Raw genomic sequence first — 25,099 nt, 5'->3', positions numbered from 1 at the left:
CTTGATCACATCTCTCCAGCGCTGAACTGCCGGGCTATCTGCCAGGTTTTTACCCGATCCTGCAATTTCGCCCAGCCTTCCCATACCACTAACCAGCCGGGCTGCCCTGTATGCTTTGAATCACCCCAACCACCAAGCCGAGCAATCGTTTGAAGCAGCCAAGTGACTGTTGGCGGCTTATCGGGCAACGCTTTTTTTTCATAGGTTAGCCAGAGAACCTGCCATTCATCATCACTGACCACCTCATTCGCGAGTGTTTTTTCACTCCAAAGCTTTCTGTCTTTGTGCTGCCTGTCATTCGGTAACATTAATGCTTCACGGATTTGCATTAGTCTGACAGCGACAAACATTAATATGACCGCAAGTCGTTCAATGTTATCCGGAGATTGCAGACGAAGCCTTTCTACTCCTGCTCCCGATTTCCAAGCCTTATGGAACTCTTCTATTCGTCATCGGAGCTCGTAAAATCGAATGATAGAGCGACAGTCTTCGAATGTTTCAATATCTTCAGTTGTCAATAGTACCCAGTGCAAACGGTCTTCGGAGTCATTGCCAATCTCTTCAGCCGACACAATATTCATAGTTACCGGTTCCGGCCTGCCGCCTGGCCTTTGCGGCGCCTGTATTGTCATCTTCTTTCTTTTGACCTGCAGCGTTGCCTTTCGCTTCTTTCTACCTCCTTTTTGAGGAACCACTATCGTATATTTCCCCAACACTTCAGTCTGAGCTAAGGAATCAAATAATAAGAGTTCGCCATCCACCAGGATTCTGTTTTGTGTAGCTCTTACAACAAACCGCTGTCGGTTATCCAGTTTGTAGTGCATATATTCGTATATATCCGCCTCCCGGTCGCAAACACTGATGATGTCAGGCATTTTACCCCCCATCCTTTGTTCTGTGTTTTCAGAGGCTCTTTGCCACTTAAAGCTTTCCTTTCCCTCGTAAGGTAGCTGACGACGTTGGTTCTTTTTCCCCCGCTGAACGTCCTCTCTAACCCATCGTTCTTGATCAATAAGCCCAATGCTTCGCTCTGTATCCGCATCAACCAAGAAGACAGAGTGGACGTGGAATCCTCTGGTTTTAGAGCCTTCAGGACCTCCAAGATCACCAAGCTCGGATCTGACAGCATGTTTATAACCCAGGGTTGTTGTATCTTCGAGAGCCAGAAGTAGGCGAGACTGTCTCGCTATTTTGGCAGTTGCCTGAAAGCCTGCCTCAGCTATTGCTTCAGGCTTTACGGCCTCATTCTCAATCAGCCGGTAAGCTCCAGTTACCAGTGCGGTATAACCTTCGCATGAAGATGACAAAGAATTACCGGTATGAGCTGAAAGCTCGGCAGCAACTTTGACAAGTCGTTTTGTACGTCGAGTATCGCCCAAATCAGCACATCCAAAAGTTAGTTCTGACCATGGTTTAGGAGAAAGTGGAAGCATGACCTGTTTTATCAGTGAGAAATGATAGAACAAGGTAGCTATTTGTGATCAAGAGACAGGCAAGGGTCTGGGACTTGCCCGCTTGGTGGGTCATATCACTTATCTGTCTGATGATGCCATGGGAGCCAAATTCGGTCGTGAGCTGAAGAATGATGGTTTCAATTACGATTACAATGTCGAGTTTCAGATAGAAAGTTATCTGCGCTATCAGGGCGAAAGCTTTTCCGGAAGCTTTGATGCCAACACTTATCTGTTAATGACCCGGGCACTGGATTACTTTGATCCGGCCAGTGATTATGCCAACAGCCTGCCTGATGCGTTAAGCAGAGCAACCGCCAGATTCTTTCTTGTTTCGTTCTCAACGGACTGGCGTTTCTCTCCGCAGCGCTCAAGGGAGATAGTTGACGCTCTGATGAGGATGGATAAGGATGTGACTTACCTGGAAGTGGATGCTCCCCAGGGGCACGATGCTTTTCTGATGAATATCCCCCGCTATGAGCGTGGTTTGTCGGCCTATTTGAATCGGGTGGCCAGGGAGTGCTTATGAGCCGGGGAGATGTTCAAATTATCAGTGACTGGGTTGCACCGGGCAGCCGAATTCTTGATCTGGCCTGTGGTGATGGGCAGCTACTGCATGAACTTCAGCGAGAGAAACAGGTCAGCGGTTATGGTCTGGAAATTAATGCCCGGAATATTGAAGCCTGCATTGAGCGCGGAGTGAACGTTATTGAGCAGAATCTGGATTGTGGTCTGGGGAACTTCAGGGATGGTAGTTTCGATACGGTTATTATGACCCAGGCACTTCAGGTGATGCACTTCCCACACCTGGTGCTGGAGGAGATGCTCAGGGTTGGACGGGCATGCATTGTCACTTTTCCTAACTTCGGCCACTGGCGTTGCCGTTTCTATCTTGCCGCCTACGGCCGCATGCCGGTTTCGAAGTTTATGCCTTACACCTGGTATGACACGCCCAATATCCACTTTTGTACCTTCAGCGACTTTGAGGCCCTGTGTCAGGAGAAACATTACCGGGTATTGAACCGAATGGTCGTGGATCAATCGTATAAAAGCGGACTGGCGGGCAGTGTCTGGCCAAATCTCATGGGAGAGGTGGCCATTTATCACTTAACAACCGTGAAAGGGGAGACGGCTTAATGGCGATGTTGCGTAGTATAACGTCAATGACTCAGCGTTTGATGGCATACTCAGTCTTGCTGGTGTCGGGCGTTATTGGGATGGTTAATCCCGTGATGGCTGAAAGCCAGATTCCAGAAGCCCGGGTGATGAACCAGAAACCCATTCAGATGGGCAATTATCAGGTTTATTTCAGTGCTTTCAATAGTACATTTGTACCGCCTGGTATTGCCGAGCAATATAATCTCCGTCGAGGTGGTCGTTACGGGATCGTCAATATCGCGATTCGTGATGTTTCATCGGATGAGCTGGGCACAGCAGTCACCGGTAAGGTCAGTGGCCATACGATGAACCTGTTGACTCAGAAAAGCAGTCTGAAATTTTCTGAGGTCAAAGAAGGCAGTGCGATTTACTATCTGGCCGACTTTACGTTTTCAGATGAAGAGCTGCTAAAATTTGCCATAGATGTTAAACCTCAGGGAAGCGCTCGAAGTGAAACGCTTCGCTTTGAGCAGACCTTTTACCATTAAAATGTCGCCTGTTAGTTCTGTTTGTGTTGCTGGTTTTGCGAAGCGACATTTTAATCAGGGGTAATGTGCTGAATTGAGAGAAACCGTATGAATGAGGGTACTCGCAGGGTTGTGCTGGCCAGTGGTAACCAGGGCAAACTGGCGGAGTTTCAGGAAATGTTTGGGCCTTTGGGTATTTTGATGCAGCCCCAGAGTGAATTTGGTATTGGTTCAACCTATCCGGAAGCTGAAGAAACAGGCCAGACCTTCATTGAAAATGCCATTATCAAGGCCCGTTATGCTGCCGGGATATCAGGTCTTCCCGTCATTGCTGATGACTCAGGCCTTGAGGTTGATTACCTCAAGGGAGAACCGGGCATCTATTCTGCCCGCTATGCGGGGCCGGAATCCTCCGCTGCAGACAATAATCAGAAGCTGTTGAATCGGCTACAGGGGATTAAGTCTGCCGAAAGAACGGCACGATTTCACTGCGTGCTGGTCTACCTTCGCCATGAACATGATCCTACTCCGATTATTGCCCATGGCCGGTGGGAAGGCTATATCATTGAAGAGGCGCTGGGTGATCACGGATTTGGCTATGATCCACTGTTTCTGGTGCCGGCAGAACATCTTACGGCAGCAGAGTTGCCCTCGGAGTTGAAGAACCAGCTCAGTCATCGTGCCCAGGCTATCCAGCAGCTGGTTACCCGCCTCAAGGAGATAAAATACTGAAGCCGGATTGCCTGCTTCAGTGCGGTCAACATGCTCAAACTTCCTCCTCTCAGTCTTTATATTCATGTGCCCTGGTGTGTGAAGAAGTGTCCTTATTGTGATTTCAACTCGCACAGAATCACGGGTGATGTACCTGAAGACGCTTACATCAAGGCACTGCTGCATGATTTTGAAAAGGAACTGCCAAACGTCCAGGGGCGATCAATACACTCAATTTTTATTGGCGGTGGTACACCCAGTTTGTTGACGGCAAACGCCTATCAGCAGTTGTTTAATGGTCTTCAGGCACAGATCATGTTCCCGGATGATATCGAGATCACCATGGAAGCCAACCCGGGTACTTATGAGCACGATCGCTTTCAAGCCTATCTGGATGCCGGGGTGAATCGCTTGTCATTGGGCGTACAAAGTTTTCAGGATGAGAAATTAGCAGCATTGGGTCGTATTCACTGTGCCGATGAAGCCCAACAAGCCATTGCTTCAATCACCAGTCATGGCTTCAGCAATATCAATATCGACCTGATGCACGGTTTACCGGGGCAATCTCCGGATGATGCGCTTTACGACCTGAAGCAGGCTATTGACCTGAAGCCAGCACACATCTCCTGGTATCAGCTGACCATCGAGCCCAATACGGTTTTCTACTCCAAAACACCGGTATTACCGGCCGATGACACACTTTGGGAGATTCAGGAAGCCGGACAGGCGCTGCTGGCATCAGCGGGCTTTCAACAGTATGAAATATCGGCCTACAGTCAGCCCGGGCAACGCTCAAAACATAATCTGAACTACTGGCAGTTTGGCGATTATATCGGTATTGGCGCCGGAGCCCATGGCAAACTGACCCATGCAACGACCGGGCAGATTTATCGTAACTGGAAAACCCGGATGCCAGCCGATTATCTGGCCGCTGATAGCTACATTTCCCATGCCTTTGAGGCGGGGCGACGAGTGCTTGAGGCCGAAGAGCTCCCCATTGAATTTATGATGAATGTGCTGCGGCTTCATGATGGCGTTGATGCACAGCTCTATGGTGAGAGAACGGGACAGGCATTGAGCCGTATCAACCGGAAACTGCAACTTGCCCAACAAAAAGGGTTGCTGGAGCCTTTGGCGTCAGTGAACCGGCTCAAGCCTACCCCGACAGGCAGGCTGTTTCTGAATGACTTACTGGAATTATTTGCCTGATCCGGTCAATGGATACGAGTAAACAGCAGATCCCAAACCCCATGCCCCAATTGATGACCCCGCTTTTCAAACTTGGTGAGTGGGCGAAAATCCGGTCTTGGTGAATAACCGTTGTCGGGGGCCATGTTGTCGAAGCCTTCTGCGGCAGTCATGACTTCCAGCATCTGTTCGGCATAATTTTCCCAGTCGGTGGCCAGATGGATCATGCCACCCATTTCCAGCTTGGGACGGATAGACTGAATAAAAGCGGGCTGAATCAGGCGGCGCTTATGGTGACGTTTCTTGTGCCATGGGTCCGGGAAGTAAATCTGTACCCGTGACAGGCTACCATCAGGCACGCACTGCTTCAGCACTTCAACTGCATCGTCGCAATAGGTCCTCAGGTTGTGGATACCCGCCAGACGAGCTTCATTAAGAAGACTGCCCACTCCCGGGCGGTGTACTTCAATACCAATAAAGTGCTTATCGCTTTCCTGTGTCGCCATGGTTACCAGGGAATGCCCCATGCCATAGCCAATTTCCAGAACCCGTGGCGCTTCATTAGCAAATGCATTCAGGAAACCCTCTGAGCCCAGTTCCAGCGTCAGTCCCCAGTCTTGCCAGCACTCATCCCAGCCGCGTTGCTGGCCCGTTGTCATCCGGCCGGCACGGAGCACAAAGCTCTTGATTTGACGCTTGTGGGGGGGCTCCTGTTGCAGGTTGTCAGCCTCGCCGACCGGTTTCACAGTATCGTTCATGGGTATCCGGGTTTGTAGAAAATAATCGGGGTAAGATACTGGCAGGAATATAAATTGCAAATTCAGTAGATGATAAAGCGCTGGAAAGGTAAATATTTACAACATTTTAGAAACAAAAGATAACAGAAAAGAATTTTCAAACTGAATAATATTCCCATTAGTTTATGCAGCTGCTTTCTGCGTGCTTCTTTCTTTCCGGTATCATCCATGGCAGTCAATTTCCGGCGGTGAATCGTCATAGTGCTGCTCAATAGAATTATATTGAGTTTCCTGTCTATGGTTTCGCGCCAAGGTCGTTTATTGGTTATGTCCTCTCTGGCTGTTGCCGTTTTCACCGGTAATGCTGTTGCCGGTGGCTTTGAAAAAGCGACCATGTGGGACGCGAAATATGCAGCTCTTGCTGGTGCTGCTGTATCTTCCGTCAATACGTCCAGTGCCGTTTTCTACAACCCGGCGGGTCTGGCTCGTATTGAGAGCAATGATATTGCCCTGAGTGTGTCGCCTACCTTTGTTCAGACCAATGGTCCTACTACAGGCGATGACACCTACATGAAAGGTGAGACGAACTTTGTGCCCAATGCTGGTTTGACGGGCGCTTATCGTTTAAATGACCGGTTGGTTATGGGTTATGGGTTCTATGGTGCCGGTGGTTCTTCTACCAGTTATGAAGGGGTTACTGTTGGTAGCGTTGTACCAGTCGTTGGTGATCTTCGGATGACTGGCGAGTATTCAACCGATATCAAGATAATGGAAGCCGGTCTGGCACTGGCCTATCAGATCAATGACAACTGGTCCATCGGTGGAACTTACCGTCTTACTTATGCCCAGGCTGATATTAATCTGGCTGCTGCGTCGGGTCCTGCTGGTGCGCTTGTGGGTTATAACGACCTTTCCGGCTTTAACACATTTGGTGTACGTCTCGGCGCGATGTATCGCTCCGATGATAACCGCTGGGGCTGGGGTCTGAATTACCGCTCAGATGTCAGTATAGAAGCAGACGGTAAAGCTAAGTTTGAATCACCTATCTCCAGCTATGCAGGCGTTGACGCTACTGCTGAAACCGCATTACCAACCCAGATTTCCACAGGTGTGGACTACAGCCTGAATGATGACTGGAAGCTGTTTGGTGAAGTCACCTGGACGCAATACAGCTCTATAGAGTCGATCAAATTTACCAGCAATGAACGAGATCTGGCTGTGGACGAGATTATTGCTAACTGGGATGACCAGTGGAACTTCCGCTTTGCTACTGAGTACACCGGCATCGAAAACTGGGCATTGAGAGCAGGTTATATCTACACCACAGCCGTAACGCCAGAAGAATACGCAGCACCCACCTTCTCCACACCGGCGGGTGCCCACTCCTTCACCATGGGTGCCGGTACTACCTTGATGGGTGGCAAATTGGGGCTTGATTTGGGTGCAGAATATAACTTTGCTGAAAACGATTCAGTAAAAGGTGGTGGCACCGTGACCAATACCGGTACCAAAGCCAGCTCTGGCAAGTACGACACCAACGCCTGGGCACTGCACGCTACCCTGCGCTACAAGTTCTAAGATCAATTGATCAGTGACATAAAATACCGGCATAAGTTATTTATGCCGGTATTTTTTTGCTGTTATCTCCGAAATTCACCAGCCGCAAAGATGGCTACTACCAACCAGCCCAGAATAAACGAAACGCCACCCAGTGGTGTCACCATCCCCAACCAGTGAATATCAGTCAAACTGAGTAAATAAAGGCTGCCTGAAAACAGGACAATGCCCGCAGTAAAGAGACCCACGCTCCACTTCAGTTTTTTTGAGGCAGGGTAATTGACGCCCAGCAAGGCAACGAACACCAGGGCCAGGCTGTGGTAGAACTGATAGTCTGCGGCGGTCTGGAAAATAGCCATTGCCCGCTCCGAGAGGACGCCCTTCAGTCCGTGAGCAGCAAAGGCACTCAGTGCCACGGCCGTCATCCCACCGATGGCACCAACAAACAGAGCATTCATGACTTCTGCATCCCTGGCAGATTGGTTGCACTGTCAGCCGCTAACAACAGGCCTTCCTGGAAATAGCGCGAGCTGGTTTCAAACTGATCAAGGTGTGCCAGCAGGTGGCCCAGCTCGTTATACACATCAACGCTTTTCCGCAGCCTGAGACTGGCTTCAAGATACTCCCGGGCTTTACCCCAGAGTTCATTGCGCAGTGCCAGGCGACCCAGCGCCAGTAACAGTTCAGGGTCATTGGTGCGCTGACTGAGCAGTGATTCGGCAAACAGCAGCTGCTTTTTCAGGTCTTTGCCCGGCGTTTTGCCGTAAAGGCGGATCAATGGTTCGCTGTAGCAGTGATTAAGATTGTCCCTGAGCAGCAGTTCGGTTTTTTCCTCAGCACCCAGTCGCACCAGACAGTCACAGTAACGATAGAGGATAACCGGAACCTTTCTCTGACTGTGGCTCAGGCCGGACCAGATATCATCAGCCGGTTTGGTTTTCTCTTCGATAGAGGAGCGGTTTCGGCCATAGTGATAAGCCTGTTCGAACAGGGCTTTAAATGCCTGTTGCTCCAGTTGATGGTATTCATCGTCACTGATCATTTTCTGCTTACGCAGTTTGGGGAGCAATTTCTCCAGCGATTGCCAGTCATTCAGGCGAATATAAACCTGCTTGAGCATTTTCAGAATGTAACCATGGCGGGGATATTTTTTGTGCAGATGCTTCAATGTGGCCAGAGCCTGTTCCAGGTGGTTACTGGCCAATTGCAGTTGCGCCTGCGTTATGCCAATCGCCATTTCGGCACCCGGTGCTTTGCTGTCAGCCTGTCTTAGCCAGTTAGCACTGGCTTCATAATTTCCCGCTTCATGGGCCGCTCTGGCAGCGGCCAGATAGTTGATCAGGGGTGACTCACCGCTTTTTGCCGCCTGACCCAGCAGTCGTTCCGCTTTACGCCAGTGTCCTTTGGTAAACTCAGCCAGACCACGGTCAAACAGTTTTCTGCCTTTTGCTTTTCGGGCAGCACTCGACAGTGGGTAGATAACACTGAAGGTGCCCAGCAGTAACCGACCAATAATAACGGCCAGCCAAGCCAGGCCAAGGGAAAGGAACAGCAGCAGCAGCAAACCCCAGAGACTGCTTTCAAAGGTCATCTCATCGTAAGCAATCAGAACATACCCATGGTCATTCACCATGATATTGGCCACTAGAAAACAGGCGGAAACAATAACCAGAAACAGTGCAAACCCTTTCATGAAATTTGTACTCCCTGCTCAGCAGGCTGTCCCGGCACGGGATCGGTCACTGGTTTACTGTTTTCTTCATTGTCCTTTTCTGGTGATAGCGGTTTTGTCTTATGGTTTTGAGGGTTGTCTTGAGGGTTGTCTTGAGGGTTTTCTTCAGGCCCGATCGTCGAGTCGTTATCCTGCGGTAATGTGGGAGCAATAGTGGTGCTGGACTGGTGGTCTTTCAGTGCCTCCAGAGAACGATGGATGTTGGGCATTTTGGGGGTGATAGCGAGCCCCTCCAGGTCAGCAAGTTCGGTGGCCAGCTGATTGCTGACTTCACCCCCGAGCATGAAATATCGATTCAGCCAGTCACTGGTTTGCTGGAGACTGTTCTGATAAATCGACTGCTGCCCGGTGATCAGCGCCAGTTTGCTCTGTTCGATCAGCATCAGCATCTTTTGACGGATTAACTGATCCTGTTCCGGTGTCAGTAATACTTCAATGGGTTGCTCTCGCTGGGTGTTGATACGGAAGAGGCTGGTGAAATGGTGCCAGGTGTCCAGCAATATTGCCTTGATGGTTTCCTGCCAGGTTCCGTCTGTTGCCGGGTTGGCTTGATCTGTGATCGCTGCTCCGGGGTTCAGTGCAGTGGCCACATCGGTAATGTGATTTTCATCCAGAATAACAAGGTCGGGGATCAGGTCTGCAATGGCCTGCAGCCGAAGCCAGGTGCCTTCCTGATTCAACAGGGCGGTCGCCTTCAGTACTGCCATGTCTTCTGCCAGGGCTTCTCTGACCGGAAAGAGCCCATAGTCATCCAGTTGCTCCAGTATCTGCTCTGCGCTGGCCATCAGTTCAAGGGCTCCGGTAACGTCATTGACCGTCAGCAGCCGCTGATTGGCGAGGCGCAGAAGGTATTCGACTTCGGCTATACGCCATTGGTTACGGGTAGAACCTTCAAGCTCTCTGACTTTAGTGGCAAGGGTGTCAATGCGGGATAAAAGCCTGGCTTCCCGTTGTTGCAGTGTGTGCAACTGCTCTTTTTGTTGCTCAATATCGGTTGAGGTGTTTTGTGCCAGCGTGGTCAGTCTGGCCTGTTGGCGGGCAATTTGTGTCTGCAGCTGGTCCATGCCCTCACGAAGAACCGGCTGACTCTGTTCCAGCGGCATGGCACGCCAGCCGATGTAGCCACCAAGACCCAGGGCACAGGCAGATATCAACAGGGCAAAACCTGCCAGGCCTTTACCTGACCCCCCACCTACACCTCCACCTGAACCACTGGTTTTACCCTTTCTGGCGGCTTGCTTTTCTGAGTTGGATGCAGTTGCTGAAGTGTTGTCGGTTTTCGACTGAACATCTTCAGGTGTCTTTTCGGGTAAACGGTCTGTGTTCTGGTCTGTATCGCTCACGCTTGGGCCTTCCGATTGTTCGAGAGGGTTGCCTGAGAGAGTGCCACCCTTATTTTTCTGACTGTTACAGGGCTTGTGATCATGTCTTTCAGGGGTCCTGCTCATTTTTCAAAAGAGGCAGATCCGGGCCAGTGCTTGCAACATCATCTCATTGCTGGCGCCACCGGTGTTGGTCACCTGTTGGAAACCCAGGCTACGGGCCTGCCGGGCAACCCGCTCACTGGGAACAAGCAGCCGGTAGTCGGCTCGATAGGACATGGGTAAGTAGTACCCAAGATTTGTCAGGGTTTCTCCGCTACCACAGAGGATGACATTGATTGAATGGCTTTCCAACTTTTTTACCACCGCATTGCGCTCATAGCTTGGGCAGGCACGTTGATATACGACCAACGTATCGACACGGGCACCACAATTGCCGAGATGCTGCTCCAGAACCTCCCGGCCGCCCACACCTTTGATAATCAGGACTTTCTTATCCTGCACATGATTAAAGGCATCCAGAGCCAGGAGGGCTTCACTGTCTTCGCCGGTTTGTGAATATTGAGCCTTGATAGCAAACTGCTCAAGTTCTGCGGCGGTGCTGCTGCCAATGGCAAACCACTGGCAGTGCATCGGTAGCTGTGGCCAGTAGCGCTCGATCAGCTCAACCCCCAGGCGGGCAGCCGGGCGGCTGGTCACAATAACGCGGTCAAACTGGTCGAGCATTAGCAGGCAGTCTCTCATTGCCTGCGTTTCTGCCAGGGCGTCGATATCCAGCATGGGCATTGACCAGGCCTGGCCATTACTTTCTCTGATAGCCTCTGTCAGTGCTCTGGCCTGTGGCTCAGGACGGGTTACCAGCGCTCGGATATGTGACAGATTCATGGTTCTCTAATTACCCGATATTCAGTGATGAGCCAGTTCAGCAAGGATTTTGTCTGCCCCCTGTTGCAGGAGCGATTCAGCTACCTGAATTCCCGCAGACTCGTAATCTACGGCAGCACAGGTCACGTCACTGCGATAGATGGTCCGGCCATCAGGGCTGCCGACCAGGCCCCTGAGGAATAGCCGATCCCCGTTCAGTTCTGCAAAGCCACCAATAGGAACCTGACAACCACCATTCAGGCGCCTGTTCATGGCCCGTTCAGCACCCACCCGGATGGCCGTGTGCTCATCGTGCAAAGGGGCAATCAGCTGTCTGGTTTGTTCGTCATCCAGACGCAGTTCAATACCAACGGCACCCTGTCCGGCAGCTGGCAAGCTCAAGGTTGTATCCAGGTAACTGCGAATGCGATCAGCCATCGTCAGTCGAATCAATCCTGCGGCTGCCAGTATGATAGCGTCATACTGGCCGTCATCCAGTTTAGCCAGACGGGTATTCACATTACCCCGCAGAAACTGGATCGTCAGATCAGGGCGAACAGCCAGTATCTGACACTGTCGGCGAAGGCTTGACGTGCCAACAATGGCTCCCTGTGGCAGCTCGTCCAGGGCGGCATAGTGAGTTGAGACAAAGGCATCCCGTGGGTCTTCACGGGGGCAGATGATCCCGAGGCCAAGACCTTTTGGAAACTCCATGGGGACATCTTTCATGGAATGCACTGCAATATCTGCACGACCCTCCATCAGCGCATTTTCCAGCTCTTTGACAAACAACCCCTTGCCACCAATTTTCGCCAGTGGTGCGTCCAGAATGCGATCACCCTGGCTGGTCATTTTCACCAGCTCTACCCGGATATCCGGATGATGGTATTCCAGCTGCTGTTTGACATATTCTGCCTGCCACAGGGCAAGAGCACTTTTACGGGTCGCGATACGAACGGTTTTCACAGGAATGACGGCTTCTGTTGTTAAATGTTGTTAAATCTGTTGCAAAAATAGTACTCAAATCCAGTGCCTGTCAGTTGCTGGTAATAGTCACTGGTAACGTAGTTGTCAGGGATAATACGACAGACGGGCTTTAAGAGACAGTAGTTGCGGGGGAGGCCAGGTATTCGTTGCCTGGCTACAGAGATTGCATGATTTTCTTGATCAGTGGTACATGACGCCGGCTGATGGACAGTGGCTCCGGCACTTCGCGAAGATGGATAAAGCAGTGCCCTTTGTCATCCCGGGACAGGCTTTCAATGGCATCACGACGTACCAGCGCATTTCTATGAATTCTGACAAAATGCTGATTGTGGTCTTCCTCCAGGGTTTTGAGCGGATCATCGATCAGCACTTCACCATGACGATGATGGACCGTTACATATTTATTATCCGCCATAAAATAGAGCACATCATGTAAGGGGACCAGCTCAATGCCACGCAGTGTTCTGGCCGCGATATGACCCTGTTCTTTGTGCTCTGGCAGATGGTCGTTCAGCCAGGCCAGTTGCAGACGATTCAGTTTACTGGCACGTTGCAATGCCTGGCTCAGGTCTTCCTGACGGATCGGTTTCAGCAGATAACCCACGGCCTGGGCATCAAACGCTTCGAGGGCGTGATTGTCATAAGCGGTACAGAAAATGACGGCTGGTGGTTTGTCCATCGTGCTGATATATGTGGCTGCTTCCAGCCCGCCCATAACCGGCATGCGAATGTCCATCAACACGATATCGGGCTGATACTGGCTGCACAGATCAATGGCGTCCCGCCCATTGCCGGCTTCGTGCTCAAGCACCATAAAATTATCAATTCGGCCAATCAGGTGTCTCAGCCGTTCCCGGGCCAAAGGTTCATCGTCAACAATCAGCACATTCATTGTTCAGTGATCGGTCCCAGTCAGTTATTGGTCAGTGTTGTCAATTAATGGTGGCAATCAATGGTGGCAATCAATGGTGGTAATCAATAGCGTTATCCCATCAGCAGGGATACTGCACCTGCACCGTGAACCATTTGGAGCCGGTATGCTCCCGAATATCCGTGGTCAGACTGGCTTTGCTGCCATAAAGCATTTCCAGGCGGGAGCGGATATTGTTCAGAGCGATTTGATTGCCTTTTGAAATAGTCTCTGTATAGGGCATCGGATTTTCTACAGAAATCTGAACCGTTTGGTGATCAATATCGATGGAGATCGTAATGCAGCCACCGGCCTCCAGAGGCTGGATACCATGGTACACGGCGTTCTCCACCAACGGCTGCAATGTAAAGGGCGGAATGGCCAGTCGTTCCGGAAGTTCATCGATCTGCCACTTGACCTCAAGGCGGTTACCCAGTCTCTGCTGTTCGATCCTCAGATAACTCTCACTGATCTGTATCTCCTTTTGGATGGGGACGACAGCACTGTTGTTTTGACCGGTATTTTGCAGGCTGGCTCTGAACAGATCTGAGAGGTCTTCCACAGCCTGCTCTGCTTTTTCCGGGTTGACCTGAATCAGGCTGGCAATAATGTTCATCGAATTAAACAGGAAATGAGGACGGATATTTGCCTGCAAAGAATCGAGGCGGGCATTGTGGATAACCTGCTGCTGCAAATTGACCTCGTACTGGATATAGAAATAGCGCAGCAGCATGGCGGAGATAATCAGTGCAGCCAGCAGGTTGCGGCTAACTTGTTGCCAGTCAGGTTCAAAGTGAATAGGAGATAGCACTACCTGAGAGAGCAAAGTCAGTAACAAGGTAATGATCTGCACGCCCAGCAATGACATCATGACCGACTGCCAGGTGAGGAGTCTCTTCAGGAAAGGTCTGGCCAGGTAGAGAAAGGCACTGCTGGAGAGCACAATCCACTGAACAAAGAGTGACAGCGTGGCCAGCCGTGTCCAGCTGAAGTCAATATTACCCGGCAGGGCCAGCACCTGAACCAGGACAAACAGTTCTGATATCAGTACCAGCATAAAAACGGACTGGCCTGACCCAAGATCGGGTAGAAAAAAATTATCTTTGCTGTTCTGGATGTGGATCATAATTTTACAAATCTTGTTCTCACAGGGATGGCGAGCATTTACCCGTATCCGATTTTTTCAGTTTCAGAAATTTAAAATGATTCATCTGTGTTATCGGAAGTCTGTCTATTCTCTTGCCCGGAAGGAGATAGGGATGGAGATGGTGAGCGATGCAATCAGGTCATGACACCGATATAATAGCTTCGCTCTCAATGCGGTAATGACGGATCGGCATTGATTGTACGTTAGTCTTTAAAAAATGAGAACCGGGTGGAGAAGAGAATGTCGACAAGCCATTCAGCAGAGAAGGGTGAAAAGAACAGCAGCCACAGTTCCAATAGCAGCTCTGATAATAGCTCTGATAACACGTTCAATAAACAGTGGGGTGGACGTTTCAACGAAGGCGTTGATGCCTTTGTTGCCCGTTTTACCGCTTCCATCGATTTTGACCGACGCCTTTATCGCCATGACATTCAGGGTTCCATGGCTCATGCACAGATGCTGCAACAGGCAGGTATTCTGAGTGAAGACGAACTCAATGCCATTACTGCCGGTCTGGAAGGCATTCTTGACGATATTGAGCAGGATCGTATTGACTGGTCCATCGAACTTGAAGATATCCATATGAATATTGAGGCTCGCCTGACGGACCGCATCGGCGCTGCCGGCAAAAAGTTGCATACCGGGCGCTCCAGAAATGACCAGGTCGCTACCGATATTCGTTTATGGCTGCGTGATGAGATTGATGCCATATCCGGGGAACTCAAACGCCTGCAGTGCGGACTGTTGGAGGTCGCCGAGCGTGAAGCGGACACCATCATGCCGGGTTTCACCCATCTACAGACAGCACAGCCTGTGACCTTTGGTCATCACCTGATGGCCTGGTATGAAATGCTGATGCGTGATGACGAGCGCCTGCAGGACTGCCGGAAACGTGTCAATATCTGTCCTCTGGGCGCTGCGGCACTGGCTGGTACCACGTATCCTGTCGACCGGGAGTTCACCGCTTCTGCCCTTGGCTTTGAGCGTCCTTCCCGCAACTCTCTGGATTCAGTAGGTGACCGGGATTTTGCCATTGAGTTCTGTGCAGCCGGGGCCCTGATCATGACCCATCTGTCACGTATGTCGGAAGAGCTGGTACTCTGGACTTCTGCACAGTTTAACTTTATTGATCTTCCCGACCGCTTCTGTACCGGCTCTTCCATTATGCCGCAGAAGAAAAACCCGGATGTGCCCGAACTGGTCCGGGGTAAAACAGGACGGGTGAATGGTCACCTGGTGTCATTGTTGACACTGATGAAGTCCCAGCCTCTGGCTTACAACAAAGACAATCAGGAAGATAAGGAACCACTGTTTGATACGGTGGATACGCTCAAGGATTGTTTGCGGGCGTTTGCTGATATGGTGCCTCATATCCGGGCGCGTAAAGAGAATATGCTGGAAGCAGCTCGCAGAGGTTTCAGTACCGCTACTGATCTGGCTGATTACCTGGTGCGCCGTGGTATGCCATTCAGGAATGCCCATGAAGTGGTGGGCAAGGCAGTGGCCTTTGGTATTCAGGAGGATCGGGACTTGTCTGAGATGACGTTGGCTGAACTTCAGGTCTTCTCTGATACTATCGGGCAGGATGTGTTTGATGTACTGACTCTGGAAGGCTCGGTAAGCGCCCGTAATCATCCCGGTGGTACAGCGCCAGCGCAGGTCAGGCAGGCTATTTTAAACGCCCGTAAAATGTTGTAAAAGGTCTTGAAAAAGAAAGAACCACCAAGACACAAAGTTTTTCCTGAACCTGGCTGGGGCTGGCAAAGGCTGGCAAAGACTGGCAAAGAAAAGCTGTCCTGCGTGTTGGTTCAAATTCAGGACTTTTTGCAGCAACCCCGGACTGCAAGGACCGAGCGCTTCCGTTGTGTCTCCGTGCCTTTGTGGTTAACCCTTGTTATCAGACTCTGTTGTTTATCATGAGCTTGTTGTTACACCAGATTGTTCTGCGCCAGGCAGAACGTTCGCCTTTCTCAAAAGCCCTCGGTTGCAAAGACCAGTGGTTTGATTACCAGACGCTTGCCCGCCAGGTTTGTTCGGTTGCAGCCGGGTTGCAAAAATTGGGGCTGACGCAACATGAGCGGGTGGCCATTTATTTGCCTAAAACGCCTGAAGCGGTCTTCAGCTTCTTCGGTGCAACAGCCGCCGGTGGTGTGATGGTGCCGGTAAACCCGGTACTGAAAGCACCCCAGGTCTTTCACATTCTCAAAGACTGTAATGTTCGGGTTCTGATCACGAACAAAGCCCGCTATCAGCAGTTGGCAGCGGAAATTCACCAATGTCACGACTTGCTTCATATCATTCTTGTTGATACCGGGCAGGTATTTGACAGTCTGGCCGATGTGGACGATTTGCATAACAGCCTGGTAGAGGGTGCTTTTGTTAACCGCCAGTCAGCCAATGTGCTGAACTGGGTAAATTTCCTTAAGCCCTGCGCCTGGTGGGAACCGGTATCTTCCATTGATGCGGATATGGCGGCGATTCTTTATACCTCGGGCAGCACCGGTAAGCCAAAAGGTGTTGTCCTGTCGCACCGGAATATGGTGACGGGTGCCAGCAGTGTTGCGGAGTATCTGGGCAATATACCGGAAGATCGGCTGCTCTGTGTTCTGCCATTCAGTTTTGACTACGGTTTCAGTCAACTGACAACGGCCTTTCTGGTCGGTGCCAGTTGTTATCTGCTGGAATATCTGTTGCCAAGGGATGTCATTAAAACCGTCGAGATGCAGCAGATTACCGGGCTTGGCCTGGTGCCGCCACTCTGGGTTCAGATTGCCGACCTGCCCTGGCCAGAAGGGGCCGGTGACAGCCTGCGTTACTTTACCAATACCGGTGGTGCCATGCCGACAGCCACTCTGGGGGTGTTGCGTCAGCGTTTTCGCTATGCCAAACCTTACCTGATGTATGGTTTGACTGAGGCATTCCGCTCCTGTTTTCTTCCTCCCGAACAGATTGATTTACGACCCGGGTCGATGGGCAAAGCCATTCCCAATGCCGATGTGATGGTCATCAATGAGTCGGGTGAGATCTGTGGACCCCATGAAGCCGGTGAGCTTGTGCACCGTGGCGCCCTGGTCAGTATGGGATACTGGAATGATCCGGAGCGAACCGCTGAACGTTTCAGGCCTGCCCCCTGTGCCATACCGGAAATCCCTGCCAAAGAGCTGGCTGTCTGGTCCGGCGATATTGTCCGTAAAGACGACGACGGTTATCTTTATTTTGTGGGTCGTCGCGATGATATGATCAAAACATCCGGTTATCGGGTCAGCCCCACGGAAGTGGAAGAGGTTGTCTACTCCTCCGGGCTGGTGGCCGAAGTGGCTGCCATTGGTGTCCCTCACTCCCGTTTGGGACAGGCTATCGTGTTGGTGGTGGTGAGCACTGACAGCAGTGAGATTGATGAACCCTCATTGATCCGCCACTGTCGGCAATGCCTGCCCGCCTACATGGTGCCCATGCGCGTTATTCAGCAATCGGCTCTTGCCAGAAACCCCAATGGCAAAATTGATCGCAAGCCATTACTGGAAGAATACCGGAGGCTTTTTCAGGATGAGTACCAGGAGGCACTTGTGTTGTGAATGATCTTGAGAAAAGCCCTGTGAAAAGCGTTGTGAAAGAGCGGTTGAGTAAAGGACATCATCGGCTGGAAGCTCTCCAGTCAAGAAACAATCAATTACTGATTGCCGGACATACCGCTACTGAACTGGTGACTATTGCCGGTTCTTCACCCTGCTATATCTACGACCGGCAAGCTCTGACACAAAGAGTTATCCGGTTCCGTCAGCAGATGCCGGGTGAGCTGAAGCTTCATTACGCGATAAAAGCCAATCCAATGCCCGCCGTAGTCGGCCATATGGCACAACATGTGGACGGTCTGGATGTCGCTTCCCATCGGGAAATGCTGGTCGCCCTGGGGGCAGGTATGGCTGCTGCCAATATCAGTTTTGCCGGGCCGGCAAAGGGAGAGCATGAACTGAGAGCCGCCGTTGCTGCCGGTATTACCATTAATATCGAGTCGCCTCTGGAGCTGCACAGACTGTATCTTTGCTATGAGGAGATGGGTGTTCGTCCCCGCATAGCCTTTCGTGTCAATCCGGACTTTGAATTAAAGACCTCCGGGATGAAAATGGCCGGTGGTGCCAAACAGTTTGGTATAGATGCGGAACAAATGCCGTCTATTTTATCAGGGCTCGATTTGGATAAACTGGATTTTCAGGGGTTTCATATTTTCTCCGGGTCACAGAATCTCAAGGCAGAGTCTCTGATCGAGTGCCATCAGCAAACCTTTGAACTGGCCGCACGGTTGGCTCGTCAGGTTTCTGCCCCGGTAAAACATATCAATATCGGTGGCGGCCTGGGCATTCCCTATTTTCCCGGAGAGCAGATGCTGGAAATTGCGGGTATCGCCGAAAACCTCCAGTACCTTCTGGATCATCGCCCGGAGTCCCTCAAGTCATCGGAGTTTGTGATGGAGCTCGGGCGCTGGCTGGTGGGTGAGGCGGGTTATTATATTTGTCAGGTGACGGATAAAAAAGAATCCCGTGGGCAGACTTTCCTGATGACCAACGGTGGATTGCATCATCACCTGTCAAACTCAGGTAACTTTGGTCAGGTCATCCGGAAAAATTACCCGGTTGTTCTGGCTCATTGCCTTGACGGTGAAGAGCAGGAAGTGGTCGAGATTGTGGGGCCGCTCTGCACGCCTTTGGATATTGTCGGGGCAAAACTGGCATTACCGAAAGCAGGGGTAGGAGACTTTATTGTTGTTCTGCAATCAGGCGCTTATGGTGCTACAGCGAGTCCACAACAGTTCCTTGGGCACCCCGAAGTGGTGGAGCTGTTAATCTGAACAGAGATAATCAGGCCAGCATCATTCTGGCCTGGGAATAACTGGGAATAAATAGCCGGGGCAATCAGGCTTCTGCACCGGCAGTGTCCACATAGACAAGAACAGAGCCAACGGTTTCAAATAGTTCGGCATCCAGGTCATCATCATTAACGGTAATACCAAAGGTTTCTTCTATTGCCGTAATCAACCCGACCACTGCCATCGAGTCAAACTCCGGAAGGGCGCCCAGCAGTTCAGTCTGTTCATTGAACGCACTGGTATCCAGCTTGAGAAGATCTGCCAAAATGGCGTTTATTTGTTCCAGCCTGGTCATTTATTATCCCGAGGGTAAAATCGGCAACTTTAGGCATTTTCCGGCTACCGTGCAACTGTGGTCGTCAGCATGGAATAAACGGAAAACTCTACTCTTTACTTATCGTGATGGTGATCGTTAACGTTCGATCTGTGGGTTCAATGCCTGCCAGACAATATCCGGTGTCATCGGGGCAAAAATTTCCGGTTCTGTTTTTGGAAAATCACCTGCCGGGCATTGATCAAGCGTCAAGTGTATCTGTCCCGGGCCATAAGCCCCGACTTTTAACGGGCTGGTGGGGCCGTAGAGAGTGACTGCCGGTGTCTCCAGGGCTGCCGTTAAATGCCCCAGACCGGTATCAACCGCAACGGCTGCCCGGGCTTCACAAATCACGCCGGCAACTTCTGCCAGTGACAGTTTCGGCAGCACAGTGGCCCGGCTGCTGGCATTGGCAATGCGCTCCGCCCTGGCCTTTTCATGGTCATTACCCCAGGGCAATACCACATGGAATCCAGCCTGATTCACCTTCTGCGCCAACTCACACCAGTAGTTTTCAGGCCAGTGTTTTGTCGGCCATGTGGTTCCGTGAATAAAAACCACATAAGGCCTGTCACTCACCAGTCCCCCGGGGAATTGGTCTTTGTTCAGCAGAAACTGGCCTGGCGTTTTGGGCAGTACATAGGCCAGGGACTTGGCAAAGAGCTGTCGTATACGTTCAACGGCGTGCTGTTCCAGTGGGACCGATTGTGGGAACGGGTAAAAACGGCTGGCAATGGGTTCACGGGCCGAATGTTTATCCAGCCCAAACAGCGGGCCTTTGGCTTTGCTGGCAATGAACGCACTTTTTAACAGCCCCTGGGCATCAATCACGGCATCGTAGTTGCTGGCACCCAGGGCTTTTCTGAACTGTTGCCACTCCCCGGACTTCCAGGTTTGCAGCAAAGACTTGCGCCAGCGGCGAACAGCAACGGGAATCACCCGGTCAACAGCGGGATGCCAGGTGGGAATCTCGGCAAAACTCTCTTCCACCACCCAGTCGAAACGAATACCGGGCAGCGCTGACGCCGCATCGGTTAGTGCCGGAAGGGTGTGGATTACGTCCCCCATCGAGGAGGTTTTTACCACCAGAACGTGTTTTGGTTGAGTCAACGGGCCTTACCCCCCTCTTCTACCAGCGTGATTTCAGGATGTGCTTTCGGCTTATCTTCCCGATGATCCGTCAGATGGGCGATGGCTGCCAGAACCCTGTCTGGAGTCAGCTGCTTCATGCAGTTCATATGCCCAAGGGGGCACTCCCTTTTGAAGCAGGGGCTGCAATCCAGTTTCATTGACAGTGTTTCGCTGTTTTTGTTCATGGGCGGCGTATGATCGGGCGTGGTTGACCCGTAAACCGCCACCAGGGGGCGATTCAGAGCCGCCGCTATATGCATCAGGCCAGAATCATTACTGACCACTGCACTGGCACAGGAGAGCAGGTCAATGGCATCGGCCAGCGACGTTTCACCGGCCAGGTTATGGCAGAGGTGCTGCAATGCATCAGGCAGGCTGTTTTTTATTTCAGCGGTGACGGCTTTATCTTTGGCTGAGCCAAACAGCCACACCTGCCATCCCTGTTCAGACAGGGATCGTGCCACTTCTGCGTAGTAACCGGTTGGCCACTGCTTGGAGGGGCCAAACTCAGCACCCGGGCACAGTGCCAGAATCGGCCTGTTAGTGTGCAGATCATAGCGGCCGGGGACTTTACTGGCGGTATTGGTATTGACCTGAAGTGTCGGAATCGGCAGGGGCGATGGCAGTGAGGCACCCTCAGGATAGGCAAGAGCGACAAATCGCTCCACCATGAGCGGGTATTGGCTTTTGTCCAGCTTGCGAATGTCATTCAATAGCCCGTAACGCATTTCACCGCGCCAGCCAATCCGGTGCCTGATGTTGGCCCAGAAGGGAACCAGCGCTGATTTGAATGAGTTGGGTAAAGCAATGGAATGTGTATAGCCTTCCGCTCTCAGGCTTTTGCCCAGCTGGTAGCGGTCTTTAAGCCCGAGTTTGCCATGACCCAGGGGCATATCAATACCCCGGCGAACTTCAGGCATGCGCTCAATAATTGGCAAGCTCCAGGCTGGGGCAAGGACATCAATGATGGCATCAGGATGTTGTTGTTTCAGGGCAATGAACAGCGTTTGCGCCATTACCATGTCCCCCACCCATGAGGGACCGACGATCAGATATTTCATCCCGTCTGGCATTCCTTATATTGAATGGGGAGGCATTATAAGCGGTGTTTGGAATATTTAAAAAGTAAGAGGAGACTCCAGCCTGCTTTATACCCATAAATGAACAAGGCTCTCCGGGGTTGGAGAGCCTGAATGGGTCAAACTTCTGGAATGGCTTTCAAAGTAGCAACCAGCAGGCCCCAGAACCTGGCAACGCTCTGGATATGGACTTTCTCATCCGGAGAGTGCGGGAAGCGGATGGTTGGGCCAAAGGAGATCATATCCCACTGTGGGTACTTGCTGCCCAGCAGGCCACATTCCAGACCGGCATGAACCACTTGCACACCGGGTTCCTGACCATACAGTTCAGCGTAAACCCGCTTCATGGTGGCCAGAATCCGGGAATCCGGGTCTGGCTTCCAGCCTGGGTAACTGTCGGAGAAGACGACTTCGGCATCCAGCATTCTGAACAGCCCGGCAACAGCATCACTCAGGGCGTCGATACAGCTGCCTACCAGGCTTCTTGGCAGAATATGGGCTTTGATCTTACCTTCATTGATGGTCAGAACCCCCAGATTCAAAGAGGTTTCTACTACGCCTGCAATGGAGTCACTCATTCTCTGGGCGCCATTTGGGCAGGCGTCTACCACCGCTACCCACTGGTTCTGATCCCGCAGGGACATCAACTCAGCAGCAGGCGCTGCATCACTCAGAGCCAGTGTCAGCTTTGGCTCTGCATTGGCCAATTCTGCACTCAGCTCATGGCGGCACTGATCAATAATGTTGTCGCACGCTGCCAGGGATGCCTCAGGAATGGCGATGACGGCAGACGCCTCACGGGGGATGGCATTGGCCAGAGAACCACCGTTCAGGCTGGCGATACGCACACCTTCTGCCTCCAGACGATGCAGGACACGGATCAGCAGTTTGATGGCATTGCCTCTGCCCAGATGAATATCACAACCGGAGTGGCCACCTTTGAGTCCGGAAATGGACAGTGTTTTGAAGGTCAATCCACCCTGGGCTGATTCCGTTGAGTAATCACCACTGATTTCGATGCGGGTACCGCCAGCACAGCCGATGTAGAGCTCACCCTCCTCTTCGGTATCCAGGTTGAGAAGGATCTTGCCTTCCAGAACACCCTGCTGAAGTCCCTGGGCACCAATCATTCCGGTCTCTTCAGTAGCGGTGAATAGCACTTCAACAGGACCATGCTGCAGGTCTTTGGCAGCCAACACGGCCAGCGTTGCCGCCATACCGATGCCGTTATCGGCACCGAGGGTCGTGCCCTCTGCAGTCACCCAATCACCATCGACATAGGCTTTAATGGGATCAGTGGGGAAGTCATGAACGGTGTCGTTATTTTTCTGAGGCACCATATCCATATGGCCCTGAAGAATAACGCCAGTTCGGTTTTCCATGCCGGGCGTCGCCTGTTTGCGAATAATGACATTGCCTACCGCATCGGACTGCCACTCAAGATTGTGCTCTTTGGCAAAGCCAATCAGGTACTCACGAATCTGTTCTTCATGGAAAGAAGGGTGAGGAATATCACATATGGCGGAAAAATACTGCCATAGCGCGTGAGGCTGCAGTTCATGGATAGCGCTCATTTAAGACTTCAGTGCTAATTATATTGACTGCTGTATCGGAATATTTATGTGCAGTAGCCGTATAGTGGGGGTGTTGGGGGTAAACATCAATGAGGATTTTCTACTTTGTTGCATTTTATAGCTGTATTATAACGTGCAAAACGGTCTTCAATCGCTGAAACAGAACAGTAAGTATACTGATGAATCAGCAATTTTTTAGGGAACTTTTTTAGGGAACAATGCTGGAATAGATCTGTCTGAAAAGCGAAACAAATACCATCGACCGGAAACCTGATTTTGGACGTAATAGCCAAGCCCCAATCTGATAATCAATCTGACCGATGTCAGACTGTTGAGGATTTAACCGAGTCTTTGGTGGAGGTTTTATTCAATCAGCGTGTAACCGGGGTTACAACCGCTGGATCTGAGACAACCTCACAAACTGACTCTGCCCCGGTTTCGGACTCATCTCTGCGTGATGTTCCGGTAATCACCAGATCAGTTTCTGTGCCGTCCGGTAGTAAATGTGCTTATTCACCAGCAGATACGGGCTTGCGGTTGGAGTACTTACGCCAACATCATGTTGTTGAAGGGTTACATAATGATCCGGATTACTCTGGCTTCATTGCACAGCTATCCCGTCCGCCATCAAGCCATGCAAAGTCATCTTTATCCGATAAATTACTGGACGCGATTGATCGTAAACATAAAGCAGATTTCGAAAAGGCGCTTCCTGTTATTCAGGACCTGGCAAGAAATACATCCTTTTTAGAGCAAGCAGTTAATTTGATCAGAAAAAGCGATCAGGTTTTGCGCAACAGTGGTGATATTGATGAGCCGGGCCTGATATTTAGTGCCGGTATGCTGGACTCCCTTTATAGTCAGTTGACGGATATCTCAAAGCTTTTAAACGGAGAGCTGTGTACGGAATCGCTTTCAGTAATACATTATATAAATATGATATCTTCTGAGCCTGTATTTGATCTTGATATCCTTCAACTTGATCAGTCCCATGTTGATGAAAAAAAGCCATCGCCCTATCACAAGAAAAAAGTAGCGCTAAAGCTTAATCGGACTCTTTATGATCTGCGAGCTATCAATATGACAGGGATGATTGCTAATTATCGTGAAACTGAACTCGTTGTTTATTCCAGTATTTCTAAAACCTCGGCAAAGCATCTTCATGATTATCTAAGGACGAATCATATTGACCGATTGTTTTTCCCTATGGCGGGGGCCGGTTATTTTTCTAAAAGTATGATTGATGCAGGCATGCCCTCAACCTGCTTTGATATCCATCCGCCGGAAAAAACCTTTACCAGGGTAACTAAAGCGGATGTTTTTGTCAGCATTGATAAGTTTGCCAAAGTACTCGCTTTGACTGGCGGAACTATGGATTCATCAGCATTGGTACTTGATGCGCCTCAGCCCACGTTCATGGTTGGTAAAGAGCGCTGGATAGACGCTGGTGAATTCCTTCCCGGCGTCATTAAGTCCTGGTGTGATCATGGAGGCAAGAATTTGCTGGTCATTTCAGAGGCCAGTGATCAAGAGCTGCTTTTCTCTTCTAACGCATTAAAAAGAATGAATATAGTGATGATACCGGTTATACCAGGTTTTCCTCCTGAGATATTTAAAGGTCTGGGGGAGTATGTTGGTATCTGTGGTCTTTACCGGATTGACAAAAAATAAGCGGTTGATCGTCTACTACTGTTCTCACATTGGTTGATGTCCAATAGGGATGGCGAGACTCTGGCGGGACCATTTTTTTCTACTATTCTTCCAGTTGAAATATAAGTCAATGTCAGGGTGTCTTCGTAATGAAACTCTACATGAAACTCTACGACGTCTGTTTAAAACAGAGTAACTGTTCAGCACCCCCACATAAATCTGGAATTTTCTGATTTTTATACCATCCTCTTAAGCAC

The 25,099-nt window shown here is 50.8% G+C and carries 21 protein-coding genes and 2 pseudogenes; 10 read left to right on the top strand and 13 right to left on the bottom strand.

Annotated features, from left to right (window positions below; all coding sequences use genetic code 11):
* Nucleotides 1–5: 5 nt before the first annotated feature.
* Nucleotides 6–1,433, bottom strand: a pseudogene (locus MJO57_RS31945) (IS4 family transposase).
* 61 nt (nt 1,434–1,494) lie between these two features.
* Between MJO57_RS31945 and metX the strand changes: the two are divergent.
* From metX to hemW, 5 genes and pseudogenes are all read left to right on the top strand, one after another.
* A pseudogene (gene metX, locus MJO57_RS31940) lies at nt 1,495–1,980 on the top strand (homoserine O-acetyltransferase); the annotation flags it as partial.
* Complete coding sequence (metW, locus tag MJO57_RS31935; protein ID WP_252021670.1) at nt 1,977–2,588, top strand: methionine biosynthesis protein MetW; 612 nt, start codon at nt 1,977–1,979, stop codon at nt 2,586–2,588. The pseudogene metX and the gene metW, both read left to right, overlap by 4 nt.
* Before the next feature lie 41 nt (nt 2,589–2,629).
* Nucleotides 2,630–3,097 (top strand): DUF4426 domain-containing protein, encoded by a 468-nt coding sequence (locus MJO57_RS31930; protein ID WP_252021668.1) that lies wholly within the window; start codon nt 2,630–2,632, stop codon nt 3,095–3,097.
* A gap of 87 nt (nt 3,098–3,184) precedes the next feature.
* Nucleotides 3,185–3,808 (top strand): RdgB/HAM1 family non-canonical purine NTP pyrophosphatase, encoded by a 624-nt coding sequence (gene rdgB / locus MJO57_RS31925; protein WP_252021666.1) that lies wholly within the window; start codon nt 3,185–3,187, stop codon nt 3,806–3,808.
* 30 nt (nt 3,809–3,838) lie between these two features.
* The gene (gene hemW / locus MJO57_RS31920) at nt 3,839–4,996 is read left to right on the top strand and encodes a radical SAM family heme chaperone HemW (RefSeq protein WP_252021664.1); all 1,158 of its coding nucleotides are present in this window, start codon (nt 3,839–3,841) and stop codon (nt 4,994–4,996) included.
* Nucleotides 4,997–5,001: 5 nt separating this feature from the next.
* On the opposite strand, the gene trmB is transcribed toward hemW, so the two are convergent.
* Nucleotides 5,002–5,733: a tRNA (guanosine(46)-N7)-methyltransferase TrmB gene (gene trmB / locus MJO57_RS31915; protein WP_252021661.1), complete on the bottom strand. Its 732-nt coding sequence runs from the start codon at nt 5,731–5,733 to the stop codon at nt 5,002–5,004.
* Nucleotides 5,734–6,039: 306 nt separating this feature from the next.
* Between trmB and MJO57_RS31910 the strand changes: the two genes are divergently transcribed.
* Entirely contained in the window at nt 6,040–7,290 is a 1,251-nt protein-coding gene (locus tag MJO57_RS31910) for an OmpP1/FadL family transporter (protein WP_252021659.1), read from the top strand.
* Nucleotides 7,291–7,352: 62 nt separating this feature from the next.
* Here the strand turns inward: MJO57_RS31910 and MJO57_RS31905 are convergent, their stop codons facing one another.
* The 7 genes from MJO57_RS31905 to MJO57_RS31875 all read right to left on the bottom strand — a co-directional run bounded on the left by MJO57_RS31905 (nt 7,353) and on the right by MJO57_RS31875 (nt 14,102).
* On the bottom strand, nt 7,353–7,727 hold the full coding sequence (locus MJO57_RS31905; protein WP_252021656.1) for a DUF423 domain-containing protein: 375 nt from the start codon (nt 7,725–7,727) through the stop codon (nt 7,353–7,355).
* On the bottom strand, nt 7,724–8,962 hold the full coding sequence (locus tag MJO57_RS31900; protein WP_252021654.1) for a heme biosynthesis protein HemY: 1,239 nt from the start codon (nt 8,960–8,962) through the stop codon (nt 7,724–7,726). Before MJO57_RS31900 ends, MJO57_RS31905 begins: the two co-directional genes overlap by 4 nt.
* Entirely contained in the window at nt 8,959–10,344 is a 1,386-nt protein-coding gene (locus MJO57_RS31895; protein WP_252021652.1) for a uroporphyrinogen-III C-methyltransferase, read from the bottom strand. The genes MJO57_RS31900 and MJO57_RS31895 overlap by 4 nt, the downstream gene beginning before the upstream one ends.
* A gap of 108 nt (nt 10,345–10,452) precedes the next feature.
* On the bottom strand, nt 10,453–11,208 hold the full coding sequence (locus MJO57_RS31890) for a uroporphyrinogen-III synthase (RefSeq protein ID WP_252021650.1): 756 nt from the start codon (nt 11,206–11,208) through the stop codon (nt 10,453–10,455).
* A 21-nt stretch (nt 11,209–11,229) separates the two neighbouring features.
* Nucleotides 11,230–12,153, bottom strand: coding sequence for a hydroxymethylbilane synthase (hemC, locus tag MJO57_RS31885; RefSeq protein WP_371924726.1), 924 nt, complete (start codon nt 12,151–12,153; stop codon nt 11,230–11,232).
* Nucleotides 12,154–12,328: 175 nt separating this feature from the next.
* Nucleotides 12,329–13,066, bottom strand: a complete 738-nt coding sequence (locus MJO57_RS31880; protein WP_252021648.1) for a LytTR family DNA-binding domain-containing protein — start codon at nt 13,064–13,066, stop codon at nt 12,329–12,331.
* A gap of 100 nt (nt 13,067–13,166) precedes the next feature.
* Complete coding sequence (locus tag MJO57_RS31875) at nt 13,167–14,102, bottom strand: sensor histidine kinase (protein WP_252021645.1); 936 nt, start codon at nt 14,100–14,102, stop codon at nt 13,167–13,169.
* Nucleotides 14,103–14,471: 369 nt separating this feature from the next.
* Here MJO57_RS31875 and argH point away from each other — a divergent pair, with 369 nt between their 5' ends.
* From argH to MJO57_RS31860, 3 genes are all read left to right on the top strand, one after another.
* A complete protein-coding gene (argH, locus tag MJO57_RS31870; RefSeq protein WP_252021643.1) occupies nt 14,472–15,929 on the top strand; it encodes an argininosuccinate lyase in 1,458 nt (485 codons plus the stop codon).
* Between the two features lie 218 nt (nt 15,930–16,147).
* On the top strand, nt 16,148–17,806 hold the full coding sequence (locus tag MJO57_RS31865; protein WP_252021641.1) for an acyl-CoA ligase (AMP-forming), exosortase A system-associated: 1,659 nt from the start codon (nt 16,148–16,150) through the stop codon (nt 17,804–17,806).
* Nucleotides 17,803–19,077 (top strand): pyridoxal-dependent decarboxylase, exosortase A system-associated, encoded by a 1,275-nt coding sequence (locus MJO57_RS31860; RefSeq protein WP_252021639.1) that lies wholly within the window; start codon nt 17,803–17,805, stop codon nt 19,075–19,077. The genes MJO57_RS31865 and MJO57_RS31860 overlap by 4 nt, the downstream gene beginning before the upstream one ends.
* Nucleotides 19,078–19,141: 64 nt before the next feature.
* Here MJO57_RS31860 and MJO57_RS31855 read toward each other — a convergent pair whose 3' ends face one another.
* From MJO57_RS31855 to MJO57_RS31840, 4 genes are all read right to left on the bottom strand, one after another.
* Nucleotides 19,142–19,390 (bottom strand): acyl carrier protein, encoded by a 249-nt coding sequence (locus MJO57_RS31855; protein ID WP_252021637.1) that lies wholly within the window; start codon nt 19,388–19,390, stop codon nt 19,142–19,144.
* Nucleotides 19,391–19,507: 117 nt separating this feature from the next.
* Nucleotides 19,508–20,518, bottom strand: coding sequence for a lipopolysaccharide heptosyltransferase I (gene waaC, locus MJO57_RS31850; protein WP_252021635.1), 1,011 nt, complete (start codon nt 20,516–20,518; stop codon nt 19,508–19,510).
* A complete protein-coding gene (gene waaF / locus MJO57_RS31845) occupies nt 20,515–21,600 on the bottom strand; it encodes a lipopolysaccharide heptosyltransferase II (protein ID WP_252021633.1) in 1,086 nt (361 codons plus the stop codon). The genes waaC and waaF overlap by 4 nt, the downstream gene beginning before the upstream one ends.
* Before the next feature lie 137 nt (nt 21,601–21,737).
* The gene (locus MJO57_RS31840; protein WP_252021630.1) at nt 21,738–23,192 is read right to left on the bottom strand and encodes an aminoacyl-histidine dipeptidase; all 1,455 of its coding nucleotides are present in this window, start codon (nt 23,190–23,192) and stop codon (nt 21,738–21,740) included.
* 276 nt (nt 23,193–23,468) lie between these two features.
* On the opposite strand from MJO57_RS31840, the gene MJO57_RS31835 reads away from it, so the two are divergent.
* The gene (locus MJO57_RS31835) at nt 23,469–24,863 is read left to right on the top strand and encodes a hypothetical protein (protein WP_252021628.1); all 1,395 of its coding nucleotides are present in this window, start codon (nt 23,469–23,471) and stop codon (nt 24,861–24,863) included.
* Nucleotides 24,864–25,099 lie beyond the last annotated feature (236 nt).

The sequence above is a fragment of the Endozoicomonas sp. SCSIO W0465 genome (genome assembly GCF_023716865.1).
GTDB lineage: Bacteria > Pseudomonadota > Gammaproteobacteria > Pseudomonadales > Endozoicomonadaceae > Endozoicomonas.
This window is presented reverse-complemented; position numbering and strand designations above follow the sequence as displayed.